General features: G+C 63.6%; 25 protein-coding genes and 1 pseudogene. 12 read left to right on the top strand and 14 right to left on the bottom strand.

The window, feature by feature from the left end; genetic code table 11:
* Positions 1–232 precede the first annotated feature (232 nt).
* The 11 genes and pseudogenes from ACODSJ_RS12475 to nirS all read right to left on the bottom strand — a co-directional run bounded on the left by ACODSJ_RS12475 (position 233) and on the right by nirS (position 9622).
* The gene (locus ACODSJ_RS12475; RefSeq protein WP_489102007.1) at positions 233–1729 is read right to left on the bottom strand and encodes a cytochrome D1 domain-containing protein; all 1497 of its coding nucleotides are present in this window, start codon (positions 1727–1729) and stop codon (positions 233–235) included.
* Positions 1726–2568: a uroporphyrinogen-III C-methyltransferase gene (cobA, locus tag ACODSJ_RS12470; RefSeq protein ID WP_489102006.1), complete on the bottom strand. Its 843-nt coding sequence runs from the start codon at positions 2566–2568 to the stop codon at positions 1726–1728. The genes ACODSJ_RS12475 and cobA overlap by 4 nt, the downstream gene beginning before the upstream one ends.
* Positions 2569–2606: 38 nt before the next feature.
* Positions 2607–3803, bottom strand: coding sequence for a heme d1 biosynthesis radical SAM protein NirJ (gene nirJ / locus ACODSJ_RS12465; RefSeq protein ID WP_489102005.1), 1197 nt, complete (start codon positions 3801–3803; stop codon positions 2607–2609).
* A 247-nt stretch (positions 3804–4050) separates the two neighbouring features.
* A pseudogene (ahbB, locus tag ACODSJ_RS12460) lies at positions 4051–4575 on the bottom strand (siroheme decarboxylase subunit beta); the annotation flags it as partial.
* Positions 4550–4993, bottom strand: a complete 444-nt coding sequence (locus ACODSJ_RS12455; RefSeq protein ID WP_489102004.1) for an Lrp/AsnC family transcriptional regulator — start codon at positions 4991–4993, stop codon at positions 4550–4552. The gene ACODSJ_RS12455 and the pseudogene ahbB (ACODSJ_RS12460), both read right to left, overlap by 26 nt.
* Positions 4986–5498, bottom strand: a complete 513-nt coding sequence (gene ahbB, locus ACODSJ_RS12450; RefSeq protein ID WP_489102003.1) for a siroheme decarboxylase subunit beta — start codon at positions 5496–5498, stop codon at positions 4986–4988. The genes ACODSJ_RS12455 and ahbB (ACODSJ_RS12450) overlap by 8 nt, the downstream gene beginning before the upstream one ends.
* Positions 5495–5953 carry an Lrp/AsnC family transcriptional regulator gene (locus tag ACODSJ_RS12445; protein WP_489102002.1) on the bottom strand — a complete coding sequence of 153 codons (459 nt, stop codon included), beginning with the start codon at positions 5951–5953 and terminating at the stop codon, positions 5495–5497. The genes ahbB (ACODSJ_RS12450) and ACODSJ_RS12445 overlap by 4 nt, the downstream gene beginning before the upstream one ends.
* A 2-nt stretch (positions 5954–5955) precedes the next feature.
* Complete coding sequence (locus ACODSJ_RS12440; RefSeq protein WP_489102001.1) at positions 5956–7134, bottom strand: cytochrome D1 domain-containing protein; 1179 nt, start codon at positions 7132–7134, stop codon at positions 5956–5958.
* Positions 7131–7460, bottom strand: a complete 330-nt coding sequence (locus tag ACODSJ_RS12435) for a c-type cytochrome (RefSeq protein WP_489102000.1) — start codon at positions 7458–7460, stop codon at positions 7131–7133. The genes ACODSJ_RS12440 and ACODSJ_RS12435 overlap by 4 nt, the downstream gene beginning before the upstream one ends.
* A 149-nt stretch (positions 7461–7609) precedes the next feature.
* Entirely contained in the window at positions 7610–7918 is a 309-nt protein-coding gene (locus ACODSJ_RS12430; RefSeq protein ID WP_489101999.1) for a c-type cytochrome, read from the bottom strand.
* Between the two features lie 24 nt (positions 7919–7942).
* Complete coding sequence (gene nirS, locus ACODSJ_RS12425; RefSeq protein ID WP_489101998.1) at positions 7943–9622, bottom strand: nitrite reductase; 1680 nt, start codon at positions 9620–9622, stop codon at positions 7943–7945.
* A 269-nt stretch (positions 9623–9891) separates the two neighbouring features.
* Here nirS and ACODSJ_RS12420 point away from each other — a divergent pair, with 269 nt between their 5' ends.
* From ACODSJ_RS12420 to ACODSJ_RS12395, 6 genes are all read left to right on the top strand, one after another.
* Positions 9892–10626: a CbbQ/NirQ/NorQ/GpvN family protein gene (locus tag ACODSJ_RS12420; protein WP_489102015.1), complete on the top strand. Its 735-nt coding sequence runs from the start codon at positions 9892–9894 to the stop codon at positions 10624–10626.
* Complete coding sequence (locus ACODSJ_RS12415; protein WP_489101997.1) at positions 10610–11194, top strand: cytochrome c oxidase subunit 3; 585 nt, start codon at positions 10610–10612, stop codon at positions 11192–11194. Before ACODSJ_RS12420 ends, ACODSJ_RS12415 begins: the two co-directional genes overlap by 17 nt.
* 13 nt (positions 11195–11207) lie before the next feature.
* Positions 11208–11465: a cytochrome C oxidase subunit IV family protein gene (locus ACODSJ_RS12410; protein ID WP_489101996.1), complete on the top strand. Its 258-nt coding sequence runs from the start codon at positions 11208–11210 to the stop codon at positions 11463–11465.
* A 270-nt stretch (positions 11466–11735) separates the two neighbouring features.
* Entirely contained in the window at positions 11736–12176 is a 441-nt protein-coding gene (locus tag ACODSJ_RS12405) for a c-type cytochrome (protein ID WP_260957855.1), read from the top strand.
* Between the two features lie 3 nt (positions 12177–12179).
* Positions 12180–13607, top strand: coding sequence for a cbb3-type cytochrome c oxidase subunit I (locus ACODSJ_RS12400; RefSeq protein WP_489101995.1), 1428 nt, complete (start codon positions 12180–12182; stop codon positions 13605–13607).
* 221 nt (positions 13608–13828) lie between these two features.
* Entirely contained in the window at positions 13829–15667 is a 1839-nt protein-coding gene (locus ACODSJ_RS12395; protein WP_489101994.1) for a nitric oxide reductase activation protein NorD, read from the top strand.
* A gap of 4 nt (positions 15668–15671) precedes the next feature.
* Here ACODSJ_RS12395 and ACODSJ_RS12390 read toward each other — a convergent pair whose 3' ends face one another.
* Positions 15672–15872, bottom strand: a complete 201-nt coding sequence (locus ACODSJ_RS12390) for a protein DnrP (RefSeq protein ID WP_489101993.1) — start codon at positions 15870–15872, stop codon at positions 15672–15674.
* A complete protein-coding gene (locus tag ACODSJ_RS12385) occupies positions 15869–16552 on the bottom strand; it encodes a Crp/Fnr family transcriptional regulator (RefSeq protein WP_260957850.1) in 684 nt (227 codons plus the stop codon). The genes ACODSJ_RS12390 and ACODSJ_RS12385 overlap by 4 nt, the downstream gene beginning before the upstream one ends.
* A 565-nt stretch (positions 16553–17117) precedes the next feature.
* Between ACODSJ_RS12385 and ACODSJ_RS12380 the strand changes: the two genes are divergently transcribed.
* Together ACODSJ_RS12380 and ACODSJ_RS12375 are read left to right on the top strand one after the other, a co-directional pair.
* Positions 17118–18308 carry an NnrS family protein gene (locus ACODSJ_RS12380; RefSeq protein WP_489101992.1) on the top strand — a complete coding sequence of 397 codons (1191 nt, stop codon included), beginning with the start codon at positions 17118–17120 and terminating at the stop codon, positions 18306–18308.
* A gap of 25 nt (positions 18309–18333) precedes the next feature.
* Positions 18334–18771, top strand: coding sequence for a hypothetical protein (locus ACODSJ_RS12375; protein WP_489102014.1), 438 nt, complete (start codon positions 18334–18336; stop codon positions 18769–18771).
* A gap of 155 nt (positions 18772–18926) precedes the next feature.
* On the opposite strand, the gene ytfE is transcribed toward ACODSJ_RS12375, so the two are convergent.
* Positions 18927–19601, bottom strand: coding sequence for an iron-sulfur cluster repair protein YtfE (gene ytfE / locus ACODSJ_RS12370; RefSeq protein ID WP_489101991.1), 675 nt, complete (start codon positions 19599–19601; stop codon positions 18927–18929).
* 160 nt (positions 19602–19761) lie between these two features.
* Here ytfE and norR point away from each other — a divergent pair, with 160 nt between their 5' ends.
* The 4 genes from norR (at position 19762) to ACODSJ_RS12350 (ending at position 24019) form a co-directional block, all read left to right on the top strand.
* Positions 19762–21294 (top strand): nitric oxide reductase transcriptional regulator NorR, encoded by a 1533-nt coding sequence (norR, locus tag ACODSJ_RS12365; protein WP_489101990.1) that lies wholly within the window; start codon positions 19762–19764, stop codon positions 21292–21294.
* A 202-nt stretch (positions 21295–21496) separates the two neighbouring features.
* On the top strand, positions 21497–22144 hold the full coding sequence (pdxH, locus tag ACODSJ_RS12360) for a pyridoxamine 5'-phosphate oxidase (RefSeq protein WP_489101989.1): 648 nt from the start codon (positions 21497–21499) through the stop codon (positions 22142–22144).
* 88 nt (positions 22145–22232) lie between these two features.
* On the top strand, positions 22233–22787 hold the full coding sequence (gene moaB / locus ACODSJ_RS12355) for a molybdenum cofactor biosynthesis protein B (RefSeq protein ID WP_489101988.1): 555 nt from the start codon (positions 22233–22235) through the stop codon (positions 22785–22787).
* A complete protein-coding gene (locus tag ACODSJ_RS12350; protein ID WP_489102013.1) occupies positions 22784–24019 on the top strand; it encodes a molybdopterin molybdotransferase MoeA in 1236 nt (411 codons plus the stop codon). Before moaB ends, ACODSJ_RS12350 begins: the two co-directional genes overlap by 4 nt.
* The last annotated feature ends 117 nt before the right edge of the window (positions 24020–24136 follow it).

Raw genomic sequence — 24136 nt, 5'->3', positions numbered from 1 at the left:
TGTGGCGAGGGAGCTTGCTCCCGCTGGCCTGCGCAGCAGGCCCCTGCAATGCATCGGATAAACCGCATTGCCTGGTTTTGCGACTGCTTTGCAGCCGAGCGGGAGCAAGCTCCCTCGCCACGGGTTTTGCGGTGTCTGGGCTGACGCTGTCGCGAGCAAGCTTTGCTCCCACAGTAGATCTGCGTGGGGGGCACGAGATCTGTGAGTCCCCCAAGCTCCAATCACCCAGCCGTCAGTGCGAAGTGCCTTCGGCGAATTCGATCTTGTTGCCGACGTTGTATTTGCCCGAGGGCTTGTTCATGGGCAGGCGTTTGATTTCCTGGAGGGTGTTGCTGTCGTACACGATCAGCGCGCCCTCGGTGTCCCAGATGCTCAGCAGCAGGTAGCGACCGTCGCGGGTGAATTCGACGTGGGCGGCGGTCTTGCCGGGCATGGGGCGCAGGGTGTGGGCGATTTCCAGGGTCTGTTTGTCGATCAGGTGGATGGCGTCGTTGTCCGGGCCGAAGAACACGTCGGTCCAGGCATAGCGCGAGTTGGCGTGGCTGCGCAGGAAGAACCCCGGGCCCAGCGTGGGGATCTGCTTGATGACTTTCCAGGTGTTGAAGTCGATCACCGAGATCAAGCCCTTGCTGATGTTGGGCGTGGCAAACACCCAGTGCCCGTCGCGTTTCCAATAGGTGCCCGAGCCCAGGTGGGGCATGCCCGGCAAGGCAATGTCCGTGACGACCTTGCCATTGTCGAGATCGATCACCTGGCCGCCCTGGGCCTTGCGCGAAGTGGCGAGCAACTGGCGGTAATCGGGGGAGAAGGAGAAATCATCCAGGAAGTCATCCGCCACGATGCGCCGGGGCACGAAGTCCGGGTTTGGACCGGTAGACAGCTCCCAGACCTCTTTGACGTCCTTGAGCGCGACGATGAAGCTGTTGCGCGGCGGGGCGGTGTACACCGCGCTGACACGCGACGCCTGGCCGTCCTGGCCGACGGTTGCAATGGTCTTGACCAGGGACAGGTCACGGGCGTCGAGCACCGTCAGGTTGCCGGGCAGGTAGTTGCCCACCAGCACCCAGCGACCGTCCTTGCTCACCGCCAGGTTCCGGGTATTGAGCCCGGCTCGCACTTCGGCGATCAGCTTGAGGTTGTGCAGGTCGTAGAGGCTGATCCAGCCGTCCCGGGAGGCCAGGTAGACGAAGCGTCCGTCCGGTGAAAACTTCGGTCCGCCATGCACTGCAAAATGCGAGGCGAAGCGCGCCAGCACTTCGAAACGGTCGCCGTCGACCACATCGACATGATGATCGCCGGCTTCCACCACCACGAACAGGTTCAACGGATCGGCCTGGTGCTGGGGTTTTGTGGGCAGTTTGGCGAGGTCGGCGAGTATGTGATGGCTGGCGCGGATGTCGTTCTCGCCCCAGGTGGGCTCGACGTCCAGTGGCTGTTGCAGGTAAAGGGCCAGGCCATCGATCTGCGCAGGTTCCAGTACCGCGCCGAAGGCCTCCATCTGGCTGGCCGGCCGACCTTTTTCGATCACCGTGCGAATTTCATCGGGTTTGATCCGGCTCAGGCTCTGGGGCAACAGGGCAGGCCCGGTGCCGCCGATGCGGTTCGCGCCGTGACACTGTTGGCAGTGCTGCTGGTAGTCACGCTCGGCCTGTGTCAGCTCTGGCGCCGTGGTAGTAGCCCCATGGGCCGCACCGACCCACAGCAGCGGCATCAGCCACGAGCGTTTCATAGCGCCACCTTCGAGAGGTTGGGACGGGCCTTGGGCATGGGGTGCAGGCACGCCGGGTGCTGCAACGGCTGGTGGGCGAACAAGCCCACCACTTTGCCGATGACGGTCAAGGTGGGCAGCCCGTCGGAACACGAGAGTGCCATGTCGGGCAGTTGCCCCAAGGTGCCGCGCAATACCTGCTGGTCGGGGCGAGTGCCGTTGTTGATCAAGGCGGCCGGGGTGTCGGCCGGCAGGCCTGCTTCTATCAGCCGTGCGGAAATGACCCCCAGGTTCGACAGCCCCATGTAGAACACCAGGGTCTGGCTGTCATCCGCCAGGCTCTGCCAGGGCAGGTTCAAATCGCCTTCGCGCTGCAGGTGGCCGGTAATGAACCGGCAGGAATTGACCAGGTCGCGGTGGGTCAGCGGAATGCCAGCATAGGCGCTGCAACCGGCCGCAGCGGTGATGCCGGGCACCACCTGGCAATCGATACCGCGGGCCAGCAGATATTCCAGCTCTTCAGCGCCACGACCAAAGATGAACGGATCGCCACCCTTGAGCCGGACCACTCGTTGGCCCTGGTCGGCGAGATCGGCGAGCAATTCGTTGATCTGCCCCTGGGGCAGGCTGTGGCAACCGGCGGCCTTGCCGACGTAATGACGGGCGCACGGCAGTGGGATCAGGCTCAACAGTTGGGGGCTGATCAGACGGTCATAGACCACGGCGTCGGCCTGCATCAACAGGCTCCAGGCGCGCAACGTCAGCAGGCCCGGGTCACCGGGGCCGGCACCGACCAGGGCGACTTCACCGGGTCTGAAAGGCGATTGCAGGGCAGCGGGCAAAGCGAGGGGGGCAAGCATGGGACTTTCCTTGGGTTGGCATCAGGTACGCCATCGGGTTATCGGGCGCAGGGCAAGGTGGCGTCGGGAATCGCGACGCTGGGGATTGCCTGCAAACCAATTTCTTCATCGCACAGGTGACAGCCGGGGTCCTGGCCCCAGAGGTCACCGTCAGCCCATGCGCGGGTGCGGGTGTTGCCATTGCAGATACTCAGCCAGCGGCATTGGCGGCAGCGGCCGCCCACCGCCCGTGGGTGCTCGCGCAGCTTGAGCAGCAGGGCGTCGGGATGGTCTGACCAGAGGGTCTTGAATGGGGTCTGGCGCACATTGCCCACCGAGTGCTGCCACCAATACGTGTCAGGGTGGACCTCGCCGGTATTGTCGATGTTGGCAATGCCGCTGCCCGAGGCGTTGCCGCCCCAGGCTTCGAGCATCCGTTCCAGGGCGGTGTAATGCCGGGGCAGGCGCTGCGCGACCCATTGCAGCAACAGGATGGCGTCGGCGTCGTTGTTGCCGCTGACGAAGTCACTCTCGCGACCTTGCTCTATGTCGCGCCAGGCCCGTTCGAAGATCAGCGTCATGGCGTCGCGACTCATCTGCTGCCGGGCGTCGAGTTTGCGACTGCGCTTGCCCCGACCACTGTAGTTGAGGTGCGACAGATAGAACTTCTGCACGTCGTACTCGTTCATCAGATCCAGCAGCTGCGGCAGTTGCTCATGGTTTTGCTGGGTGAGGGTGGTGCGCAGGCCGACGCGGATCCCTTGCTCGCGACAGAGCCGGATGGCCGCCATGCTGCTGGCGAAACTGCCCTTGAGCTGGCGGAAGGCATCGTGGGTTTGCTCCAGGCCATCGATGCTGATGCCGACGTAGTCGAAGTGAGCTGCGCGGATCTGCTGGATATTGGTCTTGTCGATGAGCGTGCCGTTGGTGGACAAGGCCAGGAAAAACCCCTTGTCGCGGGCATAGGCGCTGAGTTGGAAAAGATCGTCGCGCAGCAACGGCTCGCCGCCGGACAGGATCAATATGCGCACGCCGGCTTCGTGCAGGTCGTCGATGACCTTGAGCGCCGCCGGGGTGTCCAGCTCATCGCGAAACACGCTGTCGGCCGAGGTGGCGTAGCAGTGCTTGCAGGTCAGGTTGCAACGTCGGAGCAGGTTCCAGATCACCACGGGCGGCCTGTGGCTGCCTGGTGGTGCGGTGCGTGGAGGAGGGCATTGGCCGGCCAGGGCTCGCAGGTAGTGGCTGATCCTCAACATATAGCGCTCCTTGATTCGACGGACGGGTTCAGCGCGGTTCATCCCCGCTTGGGCAGGGTTTGCTGGGGACAAGGCTCTGTGGGAGCAAGGCTTGCCCGCGATGGGGACGATGCAGTCCATCAGAAACCGAGGCGTCCGTTTCGCGAGCAAGCTTTGCTCCCACAGGCACAGGCACAGGCACAGGCACAGGCACAGGCACAGGCACAGGCACAGGCACAGGTACAGGTACAGGCACAGGCACAGGCACAGGCGACAGGCGCAGGCCGGTTTTTTTCAGGATGCGGCTGCTCACCAGCATCTCGTCGGCGGCACAGGCCTCGCCCAGCAGGTAACGCAGGTGGTCGCGATAGAGGTCGATCTCCTCGCGGCTGCGGCCATGGACCATGGCAAACAGGTTGTAGCGCCAACCGGGCCTGCGCGGGCGGCGGTAGCAATGGCTGACGAAGGGCTGCGCACCCAACAGCGCGCCGAGGCGCGGCATCTGGGCGTCGGCGACGTCCCACACGGTCATGCCGTTGTGGCGGTAGCCCAGTCGGTAGTGGTTCGGCACGGCGGCGATGCGGCGAATGGCGCCTTCAGCCTGCAAGCCCTTGAGCAGGTCGAGGGTCGCCTCCACGCTCAAGCCCAGTTGCTCCGACAACCAGGCCCAGGGATCTTCGATCAAGGGCAGGCCGGCCTGGGTCAGTTCCACCAGGCGCAGCGCCAGGGACGCTGGCGTCTGGAGCGAGGAGGTTGGCCGCGGCGATTCAGACGGGGAAATACAAGCCGACATGGTAGGTCTCCTCTTTGGGCAGGTTCAGCGGTACCAGGCCGGTCAGGTGCTCGATGCGCCGCAGGGTGTCGTCGATGGCCTGCTCGCTGGAGCAGCCGAGCACGAACCACATGTTCCAGGTGTGTTCGCGGCGGTAGTTGTGGGCCACCTCGGGCAGGTCGGCGAGTTGTTCGGCGACGCTGTCGAAGCGCTCCTCGGGCACCGCCAGCGCAGCCAGGGTGAAAGCGCCGCCCAGGCGATCGAGGTCGAACATCGGGCCGAAGCGGGTGAGCACGCCTTCGTTGAGCAATTCGTGCAGCCGGTCGAGCAGTTCCGTGCTGGTGCTGCCCAACTCACGGGCCAGGGTCTGCCACGGGTGGCGGACCAGCGGCAGCCCCAATTGCAGGCGGTTGATCAGGCGGCGGTCCAGGTCATCCATCGATGCGCGCTCCGGCCGGTGGGGCGAAGCGGCCGCCGCACTGCTTGAACAGGTGGGTGCTGAACAGCAACTGATGGGGCAGGTCGTTCAGCAGATGCTGTTCCAGCAACGTCTGGACCTGGGCTTCCACGCGGTCACGCTGGCGACCGTGGATCATGCAGAAGAGGTTGTACTGCCACTGGGGCAAGCGCCGTGGCCGTTGGTAACAAAGGCTGATCCCCGGTGCCTGGCCGAGGCGGCGCCCGACTTCATCGACCAACGCATCCGGCACGTCCAGCACCAGCATGGCGTTGGCGGCGAACCCCAGGGCCCGATGGTTGACCACCAGGCCGACGCGACGGAACAGGCCCTGTTCATGCCAATGCTGCACCTGGTCGAGGACCTGTTGCTCACTCGCGCCGATCTGTTCGGCCAAGGCCTGGAACGGGCGCGATACCAGCGGCAGGCCGGTTTCCAGGTGACGGCGCAGGGTCAGTGATTGGTGTTCGCTCAAGGGGTCTTTCATGAAGTGGCCTCCAGGGCAAAGCCCAGGTCGATGCGGTAGGCGGTCAGCATGGGCAGGTCCAGGGGCGTGAGACCGGTGTCGTCTTCCAGTTCCTGGAGAATGTTGTCCAGGTGGCCGCGGTCGGGACCGGTCAACACGAACCACAAGTTGTAGCGATGTTCCCGGGCGTAGTTGTGATTGACCTCGGGGTACTGGCTGACGCGTGCCGCCACCTGGTGCAAGCGCTCCTCGGGCACCGCCAGGGCGGCGAGGGTGCTGGCGCCGGCGCGGGTGTGTTCGAACACCGGGCCGACCCTCGACAGGGTGCCGGCCACTTGAAGGTGTTGCAGGCAGTCAAGCACTTGCGTTTCGGTGCAGCCCAAGGCCTCGGCCATGGCCCGGTAGGGTTCGGCGCACAACGGCAGGCCATGTTGGAAACAGTCGATCAGGCGGCGGGCCAGCGAGCTCGATGTCATGGTCAATACCCCGGTTTGTGCGCGCGGCTGCTGAAGAAAATGCCACTGGGGCTGAGGGCGGGCAGGGTGCCCAGGCGTTCAAGCCGGTACGGATTCCACACCTGCACCTGGCCACCGTCGCGGGCGGACAGCCAGACCTGGTCACCGCGCGCGGTGAATTCCATGTGCAACACCGCAGGCCCGGGACGCAGGTCGGCGACGATGGCGTGGGTCTGGGTGTCGATAACCTGGACACGGTCGTTATCCGGGTAGGCGAAGTTGACCCACAGTTGGCGACCGTCCGGACGCGCGGTGACGAACACCGGTTGGCCGGCCACGGCGATGGCGTCGGTCTGCTGCCAGTTGCGCGCATCCATGACCAGCACCTGGTGATGCCCGACGGCAGGCACGAACGCTTGCTGATCGGCCAAGGCCCAGCCTTCCAGGTGAGGCATCTTGTACACCGGCAACTTCTCCTGGCCGCGGCCGTAGTGCCCCAGCACGCGCTTGACGCCGCGCTCGGGGTGCCACAGGTCCAGTTGCGCCATGCCGTCCTCACCGAACAACCCGGCCATGTAATAACGCCCCTCCGGCGTGATCAACGCGTCGTAGGGTTGCTGGCCGATGGCGGTGAAGCGCTCGATGCGCGGCGTGAGGCCCTGGCTGAAGTCGGCCGTCCAGATCTCGCCGGTGTCGAACAGGCTGAACACGAAGCGCTGTCCTGGGGCGTCCACCAGGCCGACGACCCTTGAGCGCTTTTGTCCGTCGGGCAACGGGGTGGCAGGGATGTCGGCGACCTGTTCCAGGGTCTGGGCGTCGAAGACCTTGACGCCGCCGGGCTCGTAGTTGGAAACGGCAATCAGCTTGCCGTCCTGGCTGATCGCGCCGCCGATGCTGTTGCCGCCCTGGATGATGCGCCGGTCGATGCGCGCGGTCAGCAGGTCGACCTTGCTCAGGCCACCATCGCGACCGAACACGTAGGCGTAGCGCTGGTCCCGGGAGAACACCACAGAGGCGTGGGACAGGTCGCCCAGGCCTTCGACACGGGCGAGGGTGGTGCGGGTGTCGCTTTCGATGATTTGCAGGCTGCCGGTGGCGCGTTCCACCACCACGCCCAGGTCGCCGGTGCCGCGCAGCGGTGTCTGGGCGCAGCCCGAGAGCAACAGGGCGAGGGCGGTGCAAGACAGGAGAGTGCGGATCATGAGGCGGGTTTTCCTTGAAGGAGCCGGTCCACCAGCCAGCGGATGTCGTCGGGATCGAGCAGCGGCGCCCAGCCGGGCATGGCGCTGCCGGGCCGCCCTTGGGCGACGGTGGCGATGAGGCTGTCGCGGGACTTTCCAGCCAGGGCCTGATGGGTCAGGGGCGGGCCGAGGCCACCGGTCATGTAGAGGCCGTGGCAGGCGCCGCAATCCTGGTCCAGCAGGTGTTGCAATTGGGCCTGGCGCTGGCTGTCGGGAGCGGCCAGCGCGCAGGAGGAGAAAACAAGGAGGAGGGTGGTCATCAAGGTTGTTGCGCTGTGTCGTTCCATGACGTCCTCCAGATCAGAAAATAAAGTCGAGCACCCTCCTGTGGCTGGGAGGATGTGTGGGAGCAAAGCTTGCTCGCGAAAACAGGCGACTCGATCTCTCAAAGACCTCATTGCCTTCATCGCGGGCAAGCCTTGCTCCCACAATGAGTCTATTTAAGGGTCAAGACCCACGCCGCGAGGATCTTGGCTTCTTCCTCGGTCACCGGGTTGGCCGGCATGGGCATCGGTCCCCAGTTACCTTGAGTACCTTCCTTGATGTGCTTGGCGAGCAGGTCCTGGGCACCGGCGACGCCGGCGTTTTTCGCCGCGACGTCCTTGAGGGCCGGGCCGACTACTTTGGCGTCGATGGAATGGCAGGCTGCACAGGGCTTGCTCTTGAACAACGTCGGACCGTCTTGCGCCAGCGCCGGTAGGCTGGAGGCGGCAGTCAGGGCCAAGGCAATCAGAATAGGCTTCATGGTTTTTCCTCTTATTGATGGGGCTCAATAGATATCGTGTTGGGTGTTGTAAACGTTGAATTTACCGGTTGGGGTGATCAGGCGCTTGTCCTTGATCACGTTCTTGAGCTTAAGGGTCTTGTCATCGATGACCACCAGTGCAGATTCGTCGTCCTGACCACTCCAGACCGAGAACCAGACCTCGTCGCCCGCCTTGTTGTACTCAGGCTGGACCACGCGCAGGGCGCCCTTCTTGATGCCGGCGTATTCGGCAATCGGCAGCACGGTGTAGCCGGCGTCGAGCTTGTCGATGTTGAACACCGCCACCGACTGGCTGAGCTTGGCGTCAGGGCTCAGGGTGGTGTCGACATACAGGTGACGGGATTGCGGGTGGGTCTTGATGAACAGCGAACCGCCGCCCTGGCCCTGGAGTGAGCCGACCTGTTTCCAGGCGTATTGCGGGTGATTGACCGGGTCGGTGCCGATCAGCGAAACCCCGGCGTCGCCCAGGTGGCTGGTGGCCCAGACCGGTCCGTAGAGCGGATGGTTGAAGTTGGCGCCGCGTCCCGGGTGCGGTGTCTTGCCGACATCCACCAGGGCGGTGAGCTTGCGTTCCTTGGAGTCGATCACGGCCACTTTGTTGGAGTTGTTGGCTGCCGTCATGAAGTAGCGATGGCTGCTGTCCCAACCGCCGTCATGCAGGAACGGCGCGGCGTCGATGTTGGTGATGGTGAGGTTCTTGATGTCCTGGTAGTTGACCAGCATCACCTTGCCGGTTTCCTTGACGTTGACGATGAATTCCGGCCACTCGTGGGAGGCGATGATGGCCGCGACCCGAGGTTCTGGGTGGTACTGCTGGGTGTCGACGGTCATGCCGCGGGTCGAGACGATCTGCTTGGGTTCCAGGGTCTCGCCGTCCATGATGGTGAACTGCGGCGGCCAGTAGGAACCGGCAATGGTGTACTTGTCTTCGTAGCCCTTGAACTTGGAGGTCTCCACCGAGCGGGCTTCGATGCCCACCTTGATTTCTGCGACCTTGGTCGGCTCTTTCGGCCACAGGTCGATCATGTCGATCTTGGCGTCCCGGCCGATCACCAGCAGGTAGCGTCCCGAGGCCGAGATGCGCGAAATGTGCACCGCGTAACCGGTGTCGATCAGCTTGACGATTTTCTTGCTGTCGCCGTCGACCAGAGCGATCTTGCCGTCGTCGCGCAGGGTCACCGAGAACAGGTTCTGCAGGTTGAGGGAATTGAGCTGCTTGGTCGGCCGGTCCTCAGGCTTGACCAGCACTTTCCAGGTCTTGAGGGTTTCGGCCATGCCCCATTCCGGTGGTGTCGGCGGGGTGTGCTGGATGAACTTGGCCATCACCGTGATCTGCTCTTTGGTCAGAGCGTTGGAAGTGCCCCAGTTCGGCATGCCGGCGGCCGAGCCGTAAGTGATCAGCGCCTCCAGGTAGGGTTGGCCCCGGGCCTGGGTGATGTCCGGTGTCAACGGCTTGCCGGTAGCGCCCTTGCGCAGTACCCCGTGGCAGCCGGCGCAGCGCTGGAAATAGATTTCCTTGGCCGAGTCGAAGTCGGCCTGGCTCATGTCCGGCGCGCCTTCGGTCTTCACCAGGCGTGGTGATTCCGGGGCTGCGGTCTGGTCGGCGAAGGCGTAGGGTGCGGCCAGTGCCGTACACAGTGCCGCCGCCCTAATGGCCCACGATTTTTTGTGGCTGATCAGCATTCCATTTCTCCTCAGGCATGACCCGCGCTGCCCATTAATGGATGTTCGGCGCGCAGGTTTTTTGGTGCGGTGCAAGGCTATGCCCAGGGGGATGGTTGGCCGCTTGACGGCGATCAAGTTTGCCTGCCGGGGCCCTTGCCAGGTTGTCGCAGGGCCCCGTAGCGTGATGGGCAATCCGTTGTTCGAGCAGGTTCATTTTCATGAGCGCCATCCATTCCTTGCAGCACCCCGAAGAGCCCTTCTATCAACCCCAGGACAACGAACTGGCCATGTTCGAACAGGCCTGGCGCCATGGCATGCCGGTGCTGATCAAGGGGCCGACCGGTTGCGGCAAGACCCGTTTCGTCCAGCACATGGCTCACCGCCTGAAGCTGCCGCTGTACACCGTGGCCTGCCACGATGACTTGAGTGCGGCCGACCTGGTGGGGCGTCACCTGATTGGTGCCCAAGGCACCTGGTGGCAGGACGGCCCTTTGACCCGGGCGGTGCGCGAGGGCGGCATCTGCTACCTGGATGAAGTGGTCGAGGCGCGCCAGGACACCGCGGTGGTGCTGCACCCCCTCGCCGATGACCGTCGCCAGCTGTACCTGGAGCGTACCGGCGAAGTGCTCCAGGCGCCGCCGAACTTCATGTTGGTGGTGTCGTACAACCCCGGTTACCAGAACCTGCTCAAAGGCATGAAGCCCAGCACGCGCCAGCGTTTCGTGGCGATGCGCTTCGGCTACCCGGCGGTGGCCGACGAAGAACGCATCGTGGCCCGCGAGGCCGGCGTCGATATGGCGTTGGCGGCACAGGTGGTACGGTTGGGGCAAGCGCTGCGTCGCCTCGACCAGCATGACCTGGAAGAGGTTGCGTCCACCCGCCTGTTGATTTTCGCCGCGCGCATGATCGGCGCTGGCATGGACCCGCGCCAGGCGTGCCTGGCCTGCCTGGCCGAACCCTTGAGCGATGACCCGCAAACCGTGGCCGCGCTGATGGATGTGGTTGATGTCCATTTCGGCTGAATCCGCTGTCAAGTCCCGGCGCTTGCCGGGCGACCTGGCGATGTGGTTCTTCATCCTTGCCGAGCTCTCGGTGTTCGCCCTGTTGATCCTGACGTTCACCGTGGCCCAGGCGCTGCACCCGCAGCTGTTCAGCGAGGGAAGGGCATTGCTTGACCGCTCCACGGGCCTGGCAATGACCCTCAGCCTGCTGACCGGCGGCCTGTTCGCAGCGCTTGCCCTGGAGCAGGTCAGGCGTGGCCGCTCGCGTCGAGGTGCAGCGTTGTTGGCGATCGCCTTGCTCGCCGCCTGCGGCTACGTGGCGCTGAAGCTCACGGAGTATGCCCATCTGTTGGCGAACGGCCTGGGGATGGAACACAACACCTTCTTTACCTTGTACTGGATCCTCACGGCGTTTCACTTCCTCCACGTGCTGCTGGGGATGGTGATCCTCGGGTGGCTGGCCGAGGGCTGCCGGCGACGGCGCTACGGGGCACAGCAACACAACGGGCTGGAGTCCGGCGTGCTGTATTGGCACATGGTGGACCTGGTCTGGGTGTTGCTGTTTCCAGTTGTCTACATTCTCGATTGAGGGGGAGGTGCCCGTGTCGACGTCCCGTGTCCTGATCATCTGCTGGGCGATGTTGGCCGTGCTAAGCACCGGCACCGTCGCCTTGGGCCAGGTCGCGGCCAGCGCAGTGGTGTCCATCGCCATCCTGGCCGTCGCGGTGACCAAGGCCTGGCTGATCGCCGACGGCTTCATGGAGCTGCGTCATGCGCCGCGGTTGTGGCGGCGGTTGGTGTTGAGCTGGGCGGCGTTGCTTGCGACGGTGATCGCAATGGTCATCTCTTTCACGATCTGAACCTGCAAACACAAAACACCCTGTGGCGAGGGAGCTTGCTCCCGCTGGCTGCGCAGCAGCCCCAACATCAACAACTCAATCTGCCTGATACACCGCGTCAGCAGGTTTGGGGCCGCTTCGCGGCCCAGCGGGAGCAAGCGCCCTCGCCACAAGGGATTGTGGTGTTCTTGGAACAACCCACCAAAACCATCGGAGATTCTTGATCGCCATCAAGCGGTTTCACCCCCCTCGCTTCCTAAAATGAACACGCCAAGCAATGAGGAAGTGACCATGTCAGATACCTTCACCAAAGGCATGGCCAGGAATATATATTTCGGGGGAAGCGTGTTCTTTTTCCTGATATTCCTGGCCTTGACCTACCACACGGAAAAGACCTTTCCAGAGCGCAGTAACCAGGCGCAGTTGACCGAGTCAGTGATACGCGGCAAGGGCGTCTGGGAACGCAATAACTGCATCGGCTGCCACACGCTGCTGGGCGAGGGCGCGTACTTCGCGCCGGAGCTGGGCAATGTGGTCAATCGGCGCGGTGGTGAGGAAGCCTTCAAGCCCTTCCTCCAGGCCTGGATGAAGATGCAGCCGCTGGGCGTTCCAGGACGTCGCGCGATGCCGCAGTTTCATTTGAGCGAGCAGGAGGTCGACGACATCGCCGAATTCCTCAAGTGGAGTTCGAAGATCAATACCAATGGCTGGCCGCCAAACAAGGAGGGCTGAGAGATGAGCATGGCTAATCCGCATCTGAAATTCGCCTCGCAGGCCGTCGCCAAACCTTACTTCGTGTTTGCCCTGATGCTGTTTCTCGGGCAAGTCCTGTTCGGTTTGATCATGGGCTTGCAATACGTGATCGGCGATTTTCTGTTCCCGCTGATTCCTTTCAACGTGGCCCGCATGGTCCACACCAACCTGCTGATCGTCTGGCTGTTGTTCGGCTTCATGGGCGCGGCCTACTACCTGATCCCGGAAGAGGCCGATCGCGAACTGCACAGTCCGAAACTGGCGCTGCTGCTGTTCTGGGTATTCGCCGCCGCAGGTGTAGCGACGATCCTGGGCTACCTCTCGGTGCCTTACGCGACGCTGGCCAAATACACCGGCAACGATTTGCTGCCGACCATGGGGCGTGAGTTCCTTGAGCAGCCGACCATTACCAAGATGGGTATTGTGGTGGTCTGCCTGGGCTTCCTCTACAACATCGGCATGACGATGCTCAAGGGGCGCAAGACCACGGTCAGCATGGTCATGATGACCGGCTTGATCGGCCTGGCCGTGTTCTTCTTGTTCTCCTTCTACAACCCGGAAAACCTCGCCCGCGACAAATACTACTGGTGGTGGGTGGTGCATCTTTGGGTAGAAGGCGTCTGGGAACTGATCATGGGTTCGATGCTGGCCTTCGTCCTGATCAAGATCACCGGTGTGGACCGGGAAGTGGTGGAGAAATGGCTCTACGTGATTATCGCCATGGCGCTGATCACCGGCATCATCGGTACGGGTCACCACTTCTTCTGGATTGGTGCGCCTGAGGTCTGGTTGTGGGTGGGCTCGATCTTCTCCGCGATGGAACCGCTGCCGTTCCTGGCGATGGTGGTCTTTGCCTTCAGCATGGTCAGGAACCGTCGCCGGCATCACCCTAACCGCGCTGCCACCTTGTGGGCCAAGGGCACTACCGTGACGGCGTTCTTCGGGGCGGGCGTCTGGGGTTTCCTGCACACCCTGGCACCGGTCAACTACTACACCCACGGTTCGCAACTGACAGCGGCCCACGGTCACCTGGCGTTCTACGGCGCCTACGCAATGATCGTGATGACCCTGATCAGCTACGCCATGCCACGCTTGCGCGGCTTGGGTGAAGCGGCAGACGAGCGCTCCCAGCGCCTGGAAATCTGGGGCTTCTGGTTGATGACCCTGTCGATGGTGATGATCACCTTGTTCCTCACCGCAGCCGGTGTGGTCCAGGTGTGGCTGCAACGCTGGGCAACGGATGGCAGTGCCTTGCCGTTCATGGCCACGATGGATCACTTGAAACCGCTGTTCTGGGCACGCCTGGTCAGTGGCCTCGGGTTCCTGGTCGGTCTGCTCTGCTACCTGTTCAGCTTCAGGCAGCGTGCCCGCGCGGCTCAACGCGCACCTGCAGCGGTAGTGCCTTCGTGAGTCATCACCGCTGAATCTGTGGCGAAGGAGCTTTTGTGGCGAGGGAGCTTGCTCCCGCTGGGCTGCGCAGCAGACCCTTTTTGATGGGCGCTTCGCACCCAAGCGGGAGCAAGCTCCCTCGCCACAAGAGCAGTGTTAGCCGGTCACAAAGACTGTGTCAGCCAGTCCACAAAAGCAGTGAGCCAGTCCCTTCACTGCAACGGCTTGATAGGAGAATAACCATGGCATTCACCCTTGAGCTGGAAGAGTGGGTCGGCAGTGTCTGGCACCGTTTCATCACCCGCCGTGCCAGTCCGGATTTTCCCGAGGCGAGTGTCGAGCTGAGCCAGCGACAACGCTCGCTGCAAGTGCTGTTTCGCGCCACCGGCGGCGCCAGCCACCAGGGTGTGGAAGCGGTCAGCGACCGTGACCTGCTGCTGCGGCGCAACCTGCTGCAACAGATCGCCGGGACGTGCAAGCAAGTCCCTCTGGCCTGGTGCGATGCCGACAACCTGCGTTTGCCCGCCAGCCTGGCGGCGTTTCCCGATGTGGGGCTGAACGAAGAGCTGTACCGCTGGCTCGCGTTACTGGCCGCGCAGTCGGGGCCGATGAAGCACTGGGGGCGGGACAACCAGCGCTGGACCCAAGCCTTGCTGCGACGCTACCCCGCCATGCTTCCCCGCTACGAGCGACTGGTGGAGGCGCATCTGTCTTTGCGTCCTGATCCGGCTTCGTTGGACCCGGCCGAGGCGGCGCTGGAGCGGGCCTTGTGCCAGGCTCTGCGCGAACCCGGCAGTGTCGAGCATTTCCCCCGCAGTGAACGGGCCGCCTGGCCGCTGCCGCTGTGGCTGTATCCTCCCCGGCACCTGGGCAACCCCCAGGCCGCCAATCTCGAAGAATCCGAACAATACCTGGCGACGCCGCCGGGTGAGCAACAAGGTGGCCGCAAGCGCGCCGAGCGGATCGATGACACCACCCGCGACGGCGGCCTATTGATTGTGCGCTTGGAGAACCTGTTCAGTTGGACCGAACACGTGGACCTGGATCGCTGGACTGACGACAGTGAGGATCCGGACGCTGCCCGTGTTGCCGAGGACCTGGACCACCTGACGCTGTCGCGCACTCGGTTGCGCAAGGGCGGCGGCTTGAAACTGCACCTGGACCTGCCGCCCGCCGATGTCGATGACATCCCGCTGGGCGAGGGCATCCTGCTGCCGGAATGGGACTACCGCAAACAACGACTCCAGGCTGATTTTGTCAGCCTGCAAACGCTGATCCCACGTGACTGCGAGCCGCAGCCGCTACCCGCGCGGTTGCGCAACCCGGCCCAGCGCTTGCGCCGTCAGTTCGAACACCTGCGCAACGATCGCCAGTGGTTGCGCCAGCAGACCCAGGGTTCGGAACTGGACATGCAGGCCTGGCTGGATTTCCACGTCGAGCGCCAGCACGGCCGATGCAGCGAGCGCGGCCTGTTCATGGAGCAGCGCCAGACCCGTCGCGACCTGGCCTGCCTGCTGCTGGCCGATCTGTCGATGTCCACCGACGCGCACCTCAATGACGAGCACCGGGTTATCGACGTGATCCGCGACAGCCTGCTGCTATTCGGTGAAACCCTTTCGGTGCTCGGCGATGACTTCGCCTTGTACGGGTTTTCTTCGCTGCGCCGCCAGCAAGTGCGGATGCATGAAGTCAAGGCGTTCAACCAGCGTTACGACGACCAGACCCGGGGCCGCATCCAGGGGCTGAAACCGGGTTACTACACGCGTATGGGCGCCGCCATTCGCCAGGCCACGCAGCGGCTGGCTGGGTGCAAGCGGCGGCGCAAGTTGTTGTTGCTGCTCAGCGACGGCAAACCCAATGACCTGGATCTCTACGAGGGCCGCTACGGCGTGGAAGACACCCGTCAGGCGGTGCTGGAGGCCCGGCGCCAGGGGCTGACGCCGTTTTGCATCACCATCGATCGGGAAGCGGGGGATTACCTGCCGTATATGTTCGGTGCCAACGGCTACACCTTGATTCGCCAGCCCGAGCAATTGCCGCTGCGCTTGCCGCAGCTGTATCGGCAACTGACCCAGGACTGAGGATTCAGACGATGTCGCGAGGCAACCAGAAGAACATGAAGACGCAGAACACCGTCAGCCCGACGCAGAACCAGGTGAAACGCCGTAGCCGGCGTTCACCGGCCCGCGCGGCTTCGACCGGCAATGGCATGCCGCACTGGCGGCACTCGGCTTGATGGGCGGGGTTGGCCTGTTGGCAATACAGGCAAATGGGCAGGGTGCTCATTCGAACTGCTCCAGGCGCAGGCGATCGAGAATCGCGATCTGGCGACCGTCCTGGGTGATGATTTTTTCATCGATCAGGCGGCGGATGATTCGCGAGAAGGTTTCCGGTTGGATGGACAGGTGTCCGGCGATCAATTGCTTGGCCATCGGCAATTCGAACTGGCAGTCCACCGCCTGCAGGCGCACCAGTTGCGTCAGCAGGTAGCGCACCACGCGGTGGGTGGCGTTCTTCAGCGACAGGGTTTCGATCTCGTTGACCCGTTGGTGCAGGCGCACGCAGAGCTTGCCGAGCAGGGCGAACGTCAGCCGGCTGTTGCTTTGCAGCAGGCGCATGTAGGTGGCGTTGGACAACCGATACAACTGGGTCGGCCCCACGGCTTCGGCGGACGCGACGTAGTTGGGCGTGTCCATCAGCATCATGGCCTCGGCGAAGGTCTGGCGCTCGCCGATCACTTCAAAGACTTTCTCTTGGCCATCCGGGGTCAACCGGTAAATCTTCACAGCCCCGGAAATCACGAAATAAAACGCCTGCGCCGGCTCGCCCTGGAGGAACAGCGGGTCGCCCTTGTCGATGTTCAGCAGTTGGCTGGTGCTCATCAACTCGTCGAGCTGTTCTTCATTGAGGGGCTCGAACAGATGATGGCTGCGCAAGATCTGGTGATGGACACGGTGCAATACCATGGCGGGGATCCTTGTGATGGCAAAAATAAACGGGTTCAGACAAGACTCAGGGACAGGCCACTGGCCAGCGCCACGACGCAGGAGAGTACGACGAACCAGGTGAGCGGCAAAGCGAAGTGTTTCATGGAAAACCCCGGGGCGAATAAAGTCTGTGCCCCTGCCTGAGCAAGAGACGGGCCATGCTTGTGGGGGTTGTTTCGTGGGGCGATGCGCTCGATGTGGGTAGAAACAACCCTGTGTCGATAGGGTTGAAATAACCATTGCGCGGTCATAAATACCCTTTCTCTGCTACAGTCCGAATAGAAGCGAGCCTCTGCGCGAGCAAGACTTGCTCGCGACGAAGGCGCCTCAGTCTACAGTCAGCCCGCATTATCGCGCGTCGCGAGCAAGCTTTGCTCCCACAACAATCGGGTTCGGCAAGCCCCTTGCAAGTACTTGTGCGAGGTCGATGGGCTGGCTTGATCTGAGACAAGGCCTGCCAGCGTCGATAGTCGATCATTCGAACCCTGATTGTTGACCCTCGTCAGTGGGCTTTTCGGCCTGTGGAGAGGTTAAGGAGTGATGTATGCAAGTGCTTGACCGTCGCAAGGCCATGGCCATCGCGCCGCTGTGGCGCCTGGCGTTTCGGCCGTTCTTCCTGGCCGGGTGCGTGCTTGCGCTGTTGGCCATTCCGCTGTGGCTGGCGGCATTCACCGGACGACTGTCTGCCTGGCAACCGGCCGGTGGCTGGCTGGCCTGGCACCGTCATGAACTGTTGTTCGGCTTTGGCCTGGCGATTATCGCCGGGTTCCTGCTGACGGCGGTGCAAACCTGGACCGGTACCCCGGGGCTCAGCGGCAAGCGATTGACCGCCCTGGCGTTGCTGTGGCTGGGCGCGCGCCTGGCCTGGTTGACCGATGCGCCTTGGCCCTTGTTGGCAGTGCTGGAGCTGGGTTTTGCCCTGGCGGTCGCCGCGTTGATGGGCGTCACGCTGTGGCGAGTGCGGCAGAAGCGCAACTACCCGATCGTGCTGGTGCTGCTGCTGTTGGCTGCCGCCGATGGCTTGTCCGTGTACGGTCTGATCCGGCATGACGAAGGCCTGGAGCGCCAGAGCGTGCTCACCGGCTTGTGGTTGGTGGCGGCCATGATGGGGTTGATCGGTGGACGCGTGATTCCATTCTTCACCCAACGCGGCCTCGGTCGGGTGGAGGGCGTTACTCCTTGGCCATGGCTCGATCGGCTGTTGCTGGCGGGCTCGGCACTGGTGGCGTTGTTGTACGCGTTCGGTCCGGCGTTGTCGGCCAGTGTCTGGGTCGGTGTGTTGTTCGCCGCGTTGGCCGTAGGCCACACGATTCGGTTGGTGCGTTGGCATGACCGGGATCTGTGGCGGGTGCCGCTGCTGTGGTCCCTGCACCTGGCTTATGCATGGTTGGCACTGGCCTGCCTGGGCATGGCCCTGTGGCACTTCGGTGCGCCGATCAACCCGAGCCTGGCAGTGCACAGCCTGACCATTGGTGCCATGGCCGGGCTGATCCTGGCGATGATTGCCCGCGTCAGCCTGGGCCATACCGGTCGCCCCCTCGAGCCGCCGAAAGGCATGACACTGGCCTTCATTCTCTTGAACCTGGCTTGCTTGAGCCGTGTGGTGCTGGTGCTGGTATTGCCGCTGGCTGCGCTGTGGCTGGCAGGTGTGTGCTGGGCGCTGGCGTTCGGGCTTTACGCCTGGCGATATGGCCCGATGTTGTGGCAGGCGCGGGTGGATGGGCATCCGGGTTGAGTCCGCTGGACAGAGGGGAACGATGATGTACGGGGTCTTGCTGGTTACGCATTTGTTGGCGGCCATTGCCTTCATCGGCACGCTGTTTTTCGAAGTCTGCATCTGGCACACCGCCCGCCGGCCACTGGCCCAGGGCGCCCGGGACGCCGCGGACGAGGCGATCGCCAAGCGTTCGCGGCACGTTTTGCATGGTGTGGTGCTGGTGCTCTATGGCGCCGGCATGGCCCTGGCCTGGCAGCATCGCAGCGCATTGAGCCAGCCGCTGGGCAACAGCTTCGGCCTGCTGCTGAGCCTCAAGATCCTCTTGGCGCTGAGCATCATCGGGCACTATTTGTGGCTGGCGTACTGGCTCAAGAGCGGACGCCTCACACCGAGCCGGGCCACTTGGCTGCGCCGCAGCATCCTCGGGCACATGGTGTTGATCGTGGTGTTGGCCAAGGCGATGTTCTATTGGCAGTTTTGAATTGGAGACAAGCGCTGAACGGCTGTGGGAGCAAAGCTTGCTCGCGATGGCGCGGTGTCAGTCAATATTGATGCTGACTGATTCACCGCTATCGCGAGCACGCTTTGCTCCCACAGGGATTTTGCTCCCACAGACAGAATGGGCGGTGTTTGAGGTTAATGGGCAGCGTTCATCGCATTGACGAACAGCACGTTGTTTTCCAGGTGGATGTGTTGCATCAGATCGTCGCGCAGTTCGACCAGCCCGCGGTACAGGGCGCGCCAGGTGTTGCAGGCGTCGGCGGGCGGGGTGATCTGGTCGGTCAGGGTGAGCATGGTTTCCAGTGCTTCGCCGTGCTGGTCGTGTTCATAGCGCAGCACCTGGATCGGCGCCGAGGCGCGTTCGCCCAGGCCTTGTTGCAGCATCGGGAACAGCACCTGCTCTTCCTTGAGCATGTGGCCTTCGAGTTCCTGATAAAGGTCTTGCAGGTGATCGGCCAGGCCGTTCGGGCAAGTAGGGCGGGCGCCGTGCACCAGCTCGACGCGGCGAGCCAGGCGGATCAGTTCCGGCAGCTGTTCGCGGTGACGCGCGTGATAGCGCTCCAGGATGTGGGCGATCAGTTCGGCCTGGGGTTCGTTGCGCCAGTCATGGCCCAGTTCGCCGGCTGCTTGCAGTGTCTTCAAGGCGTCGGCGATCAGCAGTGGGTTCAGGCCCTTGCCGAGCGCCGCTTCGCGCAGGGACTTTTGCCCACCGCAGCAGAAGTCGAGGTTGTAATGATGGAAGGTACGGGTCGCACCGGGAATGTCGCAGGCCAGTTGGCCCAGGCTTTGTTCCAGTAGATCGAGGCTCATCATGTTTCCTTGGGTGAATCCCGGGGAGGGACAGATGACATTCGCAGTGCAGTCAGCGTGCCATATTTAACTTGTTGAAATTTAACGATTAATTTTTTTGCAGGGTGATTGTCACCCTGGCTGCACGGGGTCAAACGAACCCTGGAGGGTCATCACTACCATGCTGCGTGAAAGCCTGGCCGCCGACTTGATCGTCGAGCTGCCCAATGCCGTGCGCTTGCAGCGCCTGGTGCAGACGCTACGCGAATACTTCAACAGTGGCGCCGTCGGATTGTTGCGCCTGGACGAGGACAGTCTCAGGCCTGTGGCGACCGTGGGCCTGGTCCACGAGGCCCTTGGCCGGCGGTTCGTGATCGCCCAGCACCCGCGCCTGGCCGCGATCATGGCCTCGCGCGAACCCACCTGGTTCGAGCCGGACAGCCGCTTGCCGGACCCCTATGACGGCTTGCTCGATCACCACGTCGGTGAGCCGCTGCCCGTGCACGACTGCATGGGCGTGAGCCTGTACGTGGAAGGGCAGCTCTGGGGCGCGATCACCCTGGATGCGTTGCATGCCGGCACCTTCGACAGCCGCGCCCGCGAGGAACTCAAGCGCTGCACCCTGCAGATCGAGGCGGCGGTGCGGGTCACCCGGCTCGAACAGGAAAACCGTAGCCTGCGGGCCTCGCGCAGTGACCAGGCGGACTTGCGTGTGCCGACCGAGGAGGGCGAGATCCTCGGGCGCAGCGAGGGCTTGCAGCAGTTGCTCAACGAACTGGACGTGCTGGCCGACTCTGAGTTGCCGGTGCTGCTGCTGGGCGAAACCGGCGTGGGCAAGGAGTTGTTCGCCCGACGGTTGCACCGCTTGTCCCGGCGCGGCCACAAGCCGCTGGTCCAGGTCAATTGCGCGGCGCTGCCCGAGTCCCTGGCCGAGAGCGAATTGTTCGGTCACGTCAAAGGCGCCTTTTCCGGGGCGACGACCGATCGTGCCGGGCGTTTCGACGCGGCCAACGGTGGCACGCTGTTTCTCGACGAAGTGGGCGAACTGCCATTGAGCGTGCAGGCCAAGTTGCTGCGCACCCTGCAGAACGGCGAGATCCAGCGCCTGGGGGCGGACAAGCCGCTGCACGTCGACGTGCGGATCATCGCCGCCACCAACCGGCATCTGCCGGACAGCATTCGCGACGGCCTGTTTCGTGCCGACCTGTATCACCGGCTCTCGGTGTACCCGGTGCCGATCCCGCCACTGCGCGAGCGCGGCCACGATGTGCTGATGCTGGCGGGGCATTTCCTGGAGCTGAACCGCACACGTCTGGGGTTGCGTGGGGTGCGCCTGTCGCCGGCCGCTGAACAGGCGCTGCTGGCGTACAGCTGGCCGGGCAACGTGCGGGAGCTGGAACATGTGATCAGTCGCGCGGCGTTGAAACAATTGAGCCGAGGCGCCAATCGCAGCCTGATCATGACGCTGGAACCGCAAGTGCTGGACCTGGACCTCAACGCGGGTGTGGCCGCGACCCAGGCCTTGCTTGAGCCGTCTCCCGACGCGGCCGACGCGCCGTTCCTGCCCTTGAGCGAAGCGGTGGACGATTGCCAGCGCCAGGCGATCTACAGGGCGCTGGAGCGTTGCGGGCAGAACTGGGCCGGTGCGGCGCGGCTGCTGGAGATCGACCCGAGCAACTTGCACAAGTTGGCGCGGCGGTTGGGGCTCAAATAGCGGTTGGTCGAAATACCGAGGTGTTCTCATCGCGAGCAGGCTCGCTCCCACAAAGGGTCGGTGTACGCCGCCACACCTGTGGGAGCGAGCCTGCTCGCGATGGCGTCCACCCATTCACCACAAAAGCCTACATTGACAACGATCAAGGCCAGCCAACCCCACAGAATCCACACTGGGCCAAACCCACAGTGGAGATACCGACATGCCCCTTTCCCTGGCAGAAATGCGCCGCCAGTACATTCGTGATGGGCTGGATGAGGCCCAGGCGCCGGACGAGCCGATGGCGCTGTTCGGCGTGTGGATGCAACAGGCCCGCGAGATCGAGCAGCCGCCGGTAGAAGCCAACAGCATGGCCTTGGCCACGGTGGACGAGCATGGCAGGCCCCACTGCCGAGTGTTGTTGCTCAAGGGGTTCGGCGCCGATGGCTTCTCGTTTTTCGGCAACTATGACAGCGGCAAGGGGCAAGACCTGGCCGCCAATGCCTGGGCGGCCATGACCTTTTTCTGGCCGGGCCTGGAGCGTCAGGTCCGCATCGAAGGGCAGGTCCATAAGTTGGACCCTGCGCTGTCGGATGCCTATTTCCAATCCCGTCCGTTGGCCAGTCGTCTCGGCGCCTGGGCGTCGCCACAAAGCCGACGACTGGACGATCGCGCAGCGCTGGAAACCTTGTTGGCGCAGACCGAGCGACGCTTCGCCGATCAAGCCGTCCCGCGTCCGGCGCATTGGGGTGGCTATTGCCTGCGCCCCGAACGGCTGGAGTTCTGGCAGGGTCGTGCCGATCGTTTGCATGATCGTCTCGACTATCGCCTGCAAGACGGCGCATGGCAGCGCAGTCGCCTGGCGCCGTGAGTGCCGAGGGAGGTACCTCCATGGAGGAATAGGCCGGGCAACGATTGCGGTTCAGGCTGGGCCATCTTTTCTGACAGGACGGCTGACCATGGCCCATCTGACGCAACGCCTTTTTCAACCCCTGAACATTGCCGTGCTGACCATCAGCGATACCCGCACTTTCGAAACCGATACGTCGGGCCAGACCCTGGTGGATCTGCTGCAAGCCGGCGGGCATGTGCTGGTCGACCGCGGCCTGGTGCGGGACGACATCTACCAGATCCGCGCCAAGGTGTCGGAGTGGATCGCCGACCCCCAGGTGCAAGTGGTGTTGATGACGGGTGGCACCGGTTTCACGGCGCGTGATAACACGCCTCAAGCGGTGGCGCCGTTGCTGGACAAGCTGGTCGACGGCTTCGGCGAGTTGTTCCGTCAGGTGTCGCTGGCAGAAATCGGCATGTCGACCCTGCAATCGCGCGCACTGGCGGGCATGAGCAACGGCGTGCTGGTGTGCTGCCTGCCAGGTTCGCCGGGTGCATGCCGGACCGGTTGGGAGAAGATCCTGGCCAGTCAGTTGGACAGCCGCACCGGCCCGTGCAATTTCACGCCGCATCTCAAGGTGCAAGCCGGTATCGCGCCGGTCGCTTGCGAGACGCGCTCGTGAGCGGCCGGGTGTGCGACAGCGGTGTGTTGATGCCAGTGGACGAGGCTATCCGACACTTGCTCGACCAGGCGCCGCCGCCACCGCCCGTGCAGCGGATCGACCTGGATCAGGCGCTGACCCGGGTGCTGGCCGTCGACATTCTCTGCCCGATGAACCTGCCCGCCTGGGACAACAGCGCCATGGACGGTTATGCCCTGCGCGCCGCTGACTTGCCGGAGGAGGGCGGTTACCTGGCGTTGGCCGGACGCATTGCCGCCGGTGACGAACCGGGCGAGCCGTTGCAGGCTGGGCAGGTTGTACGGATCTTTACCGGTGCGCCGCTGCCGCCGGGCGCTGACACCGTGGTGCCCCAGGAAAGCTGCCAGGTGGACGGCGAGCGTGTCTGGCTGCCGTCGGTCTCCCGTGCTGATCACGTGCGCAAGGAAGGCGAGGAACTGCGCCGAGGCGATCTGTTGCTCAAGGCCGGCACACGCTTGCGTGCCCAGGAGCTGGGATTGCTGGCCGGTGCGGGGATCGCGCGGGTGGAAGTCTATCGCCCGTTGCAGGTTGGCCTGCTCAGCAGCGGCGATGAATTGCGTGAGCCGGGTGAGCCATTGGCGCCAGGGCAGATCTACAACAGCAATCGTCGCAGCCTGGCGGCGCTTCTGCGCGGCTGGGGTATCGAGGTGCACGACTTCGGGGTCATGCCCGATCAACTGCAGGCCAGCCGCCAGGCCCTGAGCCTGGCCGCGGCCGAGTGCGACGTGTTGCTGACGTCGGGCGGCGTGTCGGTGGGCGAAGAAGACCACCTCAAGCAAGCCATCGAGTCCCTGGGCAGCATCGACCTGTGGCGCCTGGCAATCCAGCCGGGCAAGCCGTTGGCCTTTGGCGATGTGGAGGGCAAGCCTTGGCTCGGGTTGCCAGGCAACCCTTCGGCGGCGTTGATCACGGCGCTGATCGTCTTGCGGCCGTTCCTGTTCAGGGCCCAGGGCGTGGACCAGGTGATGCCGGTGCCGTTGCAAGTGCCCGCCGGATTCGATTGGTTGCAGCGCAACAAGCGTCGGCAGTATCTGCGGGCCAGGTTGACCCCGGACGCCGACGGACACCTGTGCGTGGAGCTGCACCCCCAGCAAAGCTCGGCGATGTTGACGGCCGCGTGCTGGGCCGACGGGCTGGCCGTGGTGGACTGTCAGACACAGGTGCGCAAGCACGACAGCGTGCTGTATCTACCCTTTGCCGCGTTGATGCATTGAAGGCAATTGATTGCCGTCAAGGCCGCCGGGCTGTGGCTGGCTAGACTGGCGGCGGCCTTAAGGTTTGTACGCAAAGCGCTTGCGCGATTTGCGTACAAACCATCGTTTTCTCACGAG

The sequence above is a fragment of the Pseudomonas sp. FG6 genome (genome assembly GCF_057809015.1).
This window is presented reverse-complemented; position numbering and strand designations above follow the sequence as displayed.

What these genes read in the sequence shown, in the direction of transcription:
- ACODSJ_RS12475 (WP_489102007.1), bottom strand. Translation starts at nt 1,729, where the DNA reads ATGAAACGCTCGTGGCTGATGCCGCTGCTGTGGGTCGGTGCGGCCCAT.
- cobA (WP_489102006.1), bottom strand. Translation starts at nt 2,568, where the DNA reads ATGCTTGCCCCCCTCGCTTTGCCCGCTGCCCTGCAATCGCCTTTCAGA.
- nirJ (WP_489102005.1), bottom strand. Translation starts at nt 3,803, where the DNA reads ATGTTGAGGATCAGCCACTACCTGCGAGCCCTGGCCGGCCAATGCCCT.
- ACODSJ_RS12455 (WP_489102004.1), bottom strand. Translation starts at nt 4,993, where the DNA reads ATGGATGACCTGGACCGCCGCCTGATCAACCGCCTGCAATTGGGGCTG.
- ahbB (WP_489102003.1), bottom strand. Translation starts at nt 5,498, where the DNA reads ATGAAAGACCCCTTGAGCGAACACCAATCACTGACCCTGCGCCGTCAC.
- ACODSJ_RS12445 (WP_489102002.1), bottom strand. Translation starts at nt 5,953, where the DNA reads ATGACATCGAGCTCGCTGGCCCGCCGCCTGATCGACTGTTTCCAACAT.
- ACODSJ_RS12440 (WP_489102001.1), bottom strand. Translation starts at nt 7,134, where the DNA reads ATGATCCGCACTCTCCTGTCTTGCACCGCCCTCGCCCTGTTGCTCTCG.
- ACODSJ_RS12435 (WP_489102000.1), bottom strand. Translation starts at nt 7,460, where the DNA reads ATGGAACGACACAGCGCAACAACCTTGATGACCACCCTCCTCCTTGTT.
- ACODSJ_RS12430 (WP_489101999.1), bottom strand. Translation starts at nt 7,918, where the DNA reads ATGAAGCCTATTCTGATTGCCTTGGCCCTGACTGCCGCCTCCAGCCTA.
- nirS (WP_489101998.1), bottom strand. Translation starts at nt 9,622, where the DNA reads ATGCTGATCAGCCACAAAAAATCGTGGGCCATTAGGGCGGCGGCACTG.
- ACODSJ_RS12420 (WP_489102015.1), top strand. Translation starts at nt 9,892, where the DNA reads ATGTTCGAACAGGCCTGGCGCCATGGCATGCCGGTGCTGATCAAGGGG.
- ACODSJ_RS12415 (WP_489101997.1), top strand. Translation starts at nt 10,610, where the DNA reads ATGTCCATTTCGGCTGAATCCGCTGTCAAGTCCCGGCGCTTGCCGGGC.
- ACODSJ_RS12405 (WP_260957855.1), top strand. Translation starts at nt 11,736, where the DNA reads ATGTCAGATACCTTCACCAAAGGCATGGCCAGGAATATATATTTCGGG.
- ACODSJ_RS12400 (WP_489101995.1), top strand. Translation starts at nt 12,180, where the DNA reads ATGAGCATGGCTAATCCGCATCTGAAATTCGCCTCGCAGGCCGTCGCC.
- ACODSJ_RS12395 (WP_489101994.1), top strand. Translation starts at nt 13,829, where the DNA reads ATGGCATTCACCCTTGAGCTGGAAGAGTGGGTCGGCAGTGTCTGGCAC.
- ACODSJ_RS12390 (WP_489101993.1), bottom strand. Translation starts at nt 15,872, where the DNA reads ATGAGCACCCTGCCCATTTGCCTGTATTGCCAACAGGCCAACCCCGCC.
- ACODSJ_RS12385 (WP_260957850.1), bottom strand. Translation starts at nt 16,552, where the DNA reads ATGGTATTGCACCGTGTCCATCACCAGATCTTGCGCAGCCATCATCTG.
- ACODSJ_RS12380 (WP_489101992.1), top strand. Translation starts at nt 17,118, where the DNA reads ATGCAAGTGCTTGACCGTCGCAAGGCCATGGCCATCGCGCCGCTGTGG.
- ACODSJ_RS12375 (WP_489102014.1), top strand. Translation starts at nt 18,334, where the DNA reads ATGTACGGGGTCTTGCTGGTTACGCATTTGTTGGCGGCCATTGCCTTC.
- ytfE (WP_489101991.1), bottom strand. Translation starts at nt 19,601, where the DNA reads ATGAGCCTCGATCTACTGGAACAAAGCCTGGGCCAACTGGCCTGCGAC.
- norR (WP_489101990.1), top strand. Translation starts at nt 19,762, where the DNA reads ATGCTGCGTGAAAGCCTGGCCGCCGACTTGATCGTCGAGCTGCCCAAT.
- pdxH (WP_489101989.1), top strand. Translation starts at nt 21,497, where the DNA reads ATGCCCCTTTCCCTGGCAGAAATGCGCCGCCAGTACATTCGTGATGGG.
- moaB (WP_489101988.1), top strand. Translation starts at nt 22,233, where the DNA reads ATGGCCCATCTGACGCAACGCCTTTTTCAACCCCTGAACATTGCCGTG.